The organism is Acinetobacter sp. RF14B, from assembly GCF_006864105.1.
GTDB lineage: Bacteria > Pseudomonadota > Gammaproteobacteria > Pseudomonadales > Moraxellaceae > Acinetobacter > Acinetobacter lwoffii_C.
In genome coordinates, this window is record NZ_SMTB01000126.1 from 1 (window position 1) to 5294 (window position 5294).

The following is a 5294-nucleotide window of genomic DNA, read 5'->3' on the forward strand; positions in this document are numbered from 1 at the left end:
GCCCCGAAATTGCGCTGAATGCCAATGCTCTCCTGGGCGCACTGAATGAAACTGTCCCCCTCTTGGGTAATTCCTTATTGAATTCCAAAGTGGTCAATAAACCGCACACCAAAATGCGGGATGCAATTCTCTGCCGTACCAATGCCCGGGCGATGGAGCTGCTATTGGCCGGTCTGGTTCGGGGGGATAAAGTCAGTCTGCAAGCTGACCATGTCAAGCTGAACCGCTTTGTCGATGCTGCCAGCATGCTCAAACAAGGGAAACGCGTCATTGATGTACCGGAACTGGCCTGGTTTAATTCCTGGCATGATGTGCATGAGTATTGCGAAACCAATGAAGGCAGTGACATCAAGCCGCTGGTCAAACTGGTCGATGAACACGGCACAGATTCACTCAAAACGGCACTGGCCAAAATTACCCCGATCGCCCAGGCTGATTATATTATTTCTACGGCGCACAAGGCCAAAGGCCTAGAATGGGACCGGGTACATATCGAAGATGACTATCAGTTCAAGCTGAATGAAAAAGATCATAAAATTAGCGATGAGGAATTACGTTTACTGTATGTGGCCTGTACACGCGCTAAAGTAAGCTTAAATATTCATCATATTTATGACCTGATTCAACAGTTAAAGCTCAGGATGCCACAATCACTGCGCCAAGCCATTGGCTAGTCACCTCCTAAGGGTCAAGCTTTAGAGACAGGTGATCTATGCATTCTATGTATATTGAATCCATTCGACCGAAACATACGCTGTAATTTTCTGATCTTCGCCTGGATTTTAATCCTCAGCGCCCGGTTACGCTGCTTTTAGCTGCTTAGGGCACTGGCAAAAGCACTTTTTTACTGTGTTGCTGTGATCAGGCACTGCCTGGTTCGCTGTGCGTGACCACGATGGCCGGACTGTGGGGCTAAACCTGTTAGATCAGGACACTTTGCAATACCGGCTCCGCTCCCAGATTGATCTTCAGGTCCGTTTTCTGGAAGAGATTAAGTGATTGGCGGAGTCCAGCCAGATAGACCCGATAGCCTCCCTCTCCTATTTCTAACAACTTTATAAAGCCCTGAACAGTAAAGACCTAGCACTCTGTAAGGCGGTAATCCAACCGCTTGATGCCCTGATGTTCAGCTCTTAACTAAAAATAATCCGGCGATTTGTTACAGCGCATACTTACGATATTACTGTGATTGCATTGACCTCGTTTGATCGTTTTTTTTGAGTGATTTCATGAAATCAGCGATATTGAAAATGCACAACGTGCAAAAATTATTGATCAGCTGTTAAAACTCAGCCTGCAAGCTTCATAGCTACAACTTGAGCCGCTTTATGCTGACTTGGGATTACAGCGCAGTCAATGTGCGGCTACCTGTGCAAGCTTTCCGCTGGAACATCCGTCTACCCTTCAGTCATCTGGAAATATTTCAGCTGATTCCGGCATAGCTCAGTTCTGAACCGCAGCAGCTACTCGTACAAGTTCTTATTCAATAAAAAATCTGCTGCCCCCGCCAGAATTACCGTAATCTGATTTAAACACATTCGCGATAAATTTAAGCTGAAGCCTTATATGGATTGCTCTGCCGATGATTAATGCTCTAGCATTTTCTGGGTTCAAATGGCGACTTTATCCATTTTTATCAATCAAGATGCCTGATCTGATCTTTATTTTCGGTCAATTTAATCCGAGCGATTTCAGCATCCACCCCATTGAAAAATCAGCTCACGTATAATTGAAATGTTCTGAATAAAAACGTTGATGTTGTGGTTATCCTGTAATATGATCGGTTTTATCTGCAAATTTCACTGTGAAATCGGAATTTGCTATCGTTTATAGGTTGTGCAATACAACTGTTTTTATTCTTTTGAATACCATTTTGGCTTTCAAGATCGAGAAGTTTTGGATCATTCTTTGTGCTCCTGTAATCCTTGAAAGATAAAATTTCACCCTAGGTTTATTACAACCTAAACACGACAATGGATACGAGTGTGCTGCCGATTATTATATTGTTACCCTTAGTATTAGGCACAACCCTTGTCTCGTGGCTGAAGCAATTTTCCCGCGGGGTAACGGCTTTAGGCGCAATTGGCGTCAGCCTGAGCAGTTTTCTACTCTTAGTGAGCCAGGCACCTGCAGTATTTAAGGGTGCCGTCATTATTCAAAGTTGGTCCTGGTTACCGCAACTCGGGATCGATTTCAGTTTCCGTCTGGACTCACTGGGCCTGCTCTTTTCCCTGTTGATTAGCGGTATTGGTACGCTGATCTACATTTATGCCTATTACTATCTCAGCCCCAAAAATTCGCTCAGTAAACTGTACATCCTGCTCATGCTGTTTATGGCAGCCATGCTTGGTATTTCATTATCTAATAATCTGCTGATTCTGCTGGTGTTCTGGGAAATGACCAGTATTTCCTCCTTCCTGCTGGTGGGTTACTGGAGCAATTACGAGGCGGCACAGCGCGGTTCACGTATGGCGCTGACCATTACCGGTATGGGTGGTCTGGCCATGCTCGGTGGCTTTATCCTGCTGGGTCAGATGACGGGAACTTATCAGATCGACCAGATTCTGACCATGACTGAGCAGATTCAGGCCCATCATTTATTTGTTCCCACCTTGCTGCTGATTCTGCTTGGCGCTTTTACCAAAAGTGCCCAGTTTCCGTTTCATTTCTGGTTACCGAATGCCATGGCCGCGCCTACACCGGTGTCTGCCTATCTGCATTCAGCGACGATGGTCAAAGCCGGGCTCTTTTTAATAGCACGTTTGTTGCCAATTTTTGCCGGAGCCGCGTTATTTCATAATATCGTGACCTTCGTTGGCCTGTTCACTTTGTTGATAGCGGCCTTCTTTGCCATTTTTAAAGAGGACCTGAAAGGTCTGCTTGCCTATTCGACCATCAGCCATTTGGGCCTGATCATGTGTCTGCTCGGTATTGGCTCACCGCTGGCAGTGGCCGCCGCGATTTTCCATATTATTAACCATGCCACCTTTAAAGCAGCGCTGTTCATGATTGCCGGTATTATTGACCATGAGTCAGGCACGCGTGATTTGCGTAAACTATCCGGTTTATGGCAGCTGCTTCCCTTTAGCGCCACCCTGACAATGATCACGGCCGCTTCGATGGCAGGTATGCCTTTGACCAATGGTTTCCTGTCCAAGGAAATGTTCTTTACCGAACTGGTTTCGACCTTAAGTGGTCCGGTGATGGTGGTGTCAGCCATTGCTGCAACTCTGGCTGGTATTTTTGCAGTTGCCTATTCTATTCGTCTGGTACATGGCGTGTTCTTTGATGGGCCGCTCGGCCAGCAAGTACCGAATAAAACAGCGCATGAGCCACCTTTCGGTATGCGTGCACCAGCCACCTTACTGGCCATCTTATGTATTCTGGTCGGGTTGCTGCCTGCCTTACTGGTTGAAAACATCGTCAATAGTACAGCGCGGGCTGCTACCCAAAATTTTGCTTTTGAAGGAACCCATCTGGCCTTATGGCATGGTATTAACCTGCCGCTGTTCATGAGTCTAGTTGCCCTGATTGGTGGGATAATCTTTTATTTTGCGCTGGCCAAAGGCGGTACCATTCGTGAAATTGATCTGGACCCGAAACTCGGCAGATTACAGGGCCGCATTCTCTTTGACCTGTTTCTGAAAAGCCTGTTATTAAATTCGCGCCGTTTCCGTCGCACCACTGAAAATGGCAAGCTGCAAAGCTATCTCTTATGGATTATGCTGTTTACCACAACTCTGGTTGCCCTGCCCCTGATCGGCAATGGCATCACTGCCGGTACGCGTGAACTGACGCATGCGCCTACCCTGGCGATTGTGTTGTGGCTATTACTCTTCTCGGCCTGCTGGATGATGCTGTGGTTTCATCATGAGCGGATCAAGGCGGTACTGATTAGTGGTGCGGTGGGTCTGGTTGTCACGATGGTCTTTATCGGCTTTTCGGCACCAGATTTAGCGCTCACCCAGATCACGGTCGATGTGGTCACTACGGTACTGCTACTCATGAGCCTGTCTTTATTACCTCAATTAACGCCGTATGAGTCCAGCATGTCTCGCCGCTGGTGCGATGCCATTATCGCCATTACAGGCGGTGTCGGCATTGCTGTCATTGCCTGGCTGATCTTAACCCGCGATCATAATTCATTGTCCTGGTTCTTCCTGCAACAATCCATTCCTCTGGGCGGCGGTACTAATGTGGTCAATGTGATTCTGGTCGATTTCCGTGGGTTTGATACTTTCGGCGAAATTACCGTACTGGGTATTGCCGCCATTGGAGTGCTCAGCTTGATGGATGGCATGCGCGCGCATGGCGCTACCATGACCCAAGGCCTGACCTATCGCTTTAATCCGTCGCCTCTCATGCTACGGATCACTGCATCCTGGATTTTACCAGTCGCGCTGGTGATCAGCCTGTATATCTTCCTCAGAGGCCATAACCTGCCAGGGGGGGGATTTATTGCCGGTCTGGTAACCTCATTGGCCTTGATTATTCAATATATTGCAATCGGTCAGGATCAGGCTGAAAAACTGCTGGGGGCTAAATCTGGACGTCTCTATGAAATCTGGATTGGTGTAGGTTTAACCATCGCCGGCCTCACCGGTGTGGCTGCCTGGTTCTGGTCACGTCCCTTCCTGACCAGTGCACATATTTATGTCTCACCACCCATCTTGGGGGAAATGCATCTGGCTTCGGCGGCCCTGTTTGATGCCGGCGTATATATTACGGTGGTAGGTGCCACCATGCTGATGATCTCAGTTCTGGGCGACTCCCGTCACTCCAGCATGACCGGTCCGGTACCAAGAGGATAATAAAAATGATTAGCTTAGAACTTTTATTAGCTTCTGCGATCGGTCTGCTCACCGCTACCGGTATTTACTTAATTCTGCGGGCACGTACTTTTCCGGTGGTATTGGGACTGGCCATGATCGGCTATGCCGTGAATATGTTCCTGTTTGCGATGGGACGGATCCAAATGAATTCTCCCGCCGTCCTAACCACTGCCACGGAAGTGACCGACCCTCTGCCTCAGGCACTGGTATTAACGGCCATTGTCATCGGTTTTGCCACGACCGCCTTTATTGTTCAGCTCGCCCTGCGTAGCCGCTACGAATCAGGAACAGACCACGTTGATTCAAAAGAAGAAAGCTTGCAAGTTGATCCACGTGAGGATGAGCCATAATGACTGAATTCCTCAATTTCTGGACTCAACATACCCCGATTTTCAGTATCCTTCTGCCGGCATTTACGGCATTTACTCTGCTGCTTCTGGGCAACCCCGGTGCTGGTGCTCT

General features: G+C 48.0%; 4 protein-coding genes. All 4 read left to right on the forward strand.

What is annotated here, in order from left to right; genetic code table 11:
* The coding region (locus E2K52_RS13275; RefSeq protein ID WP_161981140.1) for a 3'-5' exonuclease at window positions 1–674 on the forward strand (674 nt) is incomplete at its 5' end.
* 1299 nt (window positions 675–1973) lie between these two features.
* Window positions 1974–4811, forward strand: a complete 2838-nt coding sequence (locus tag E2K52_RS13280; protein ID WP_151205514.1) for a monovalent cation/H+ antiporter subunit A — start codon at window positions 1974–1976, stop codon at window positions 4809–4811.
* A 5-nt stretch (window positions 4812–4816) separates the two neighbouring features.
* Window positions 4817–5182, forward strand: coding sequence for a Na+/H+ antiporter subunit C (locus E2K52_RS13285; RefSeq protein ID WP_151205515.1), 366 nt, complete (start codon window positions 4817–4819; stop codon window positions 5180–5182).
* Window positions 5182–5294: hypothetical protein (locus tag E2K52_RS15500; RefSeq protein ID WP_227548247.1), on the forward strand; the 113-nt coding region annotated here is incomplete at its 3' end. The genes E2K52_RS13285 and E2K52_RS15500, both read left to right, overlap by 1 nt.

Bases quoted from the DNA above. Each gene is read 5' to 3' on its own strand.
- E2K52_RS13280 (WP_151205514.1), top strand. From the start codon at position 1,974: ATGGATACGAGTGTGCTGCCGATTATTATATTGTTACCCTTAGTATTA.
- E2K52_RS13285 (WP_151205515.1), top strand. From the start codon at position 4,817: ATGATTAGCTTAGAACTTTTATTAGCTTCTGCGATCGGTCTGCTCACC.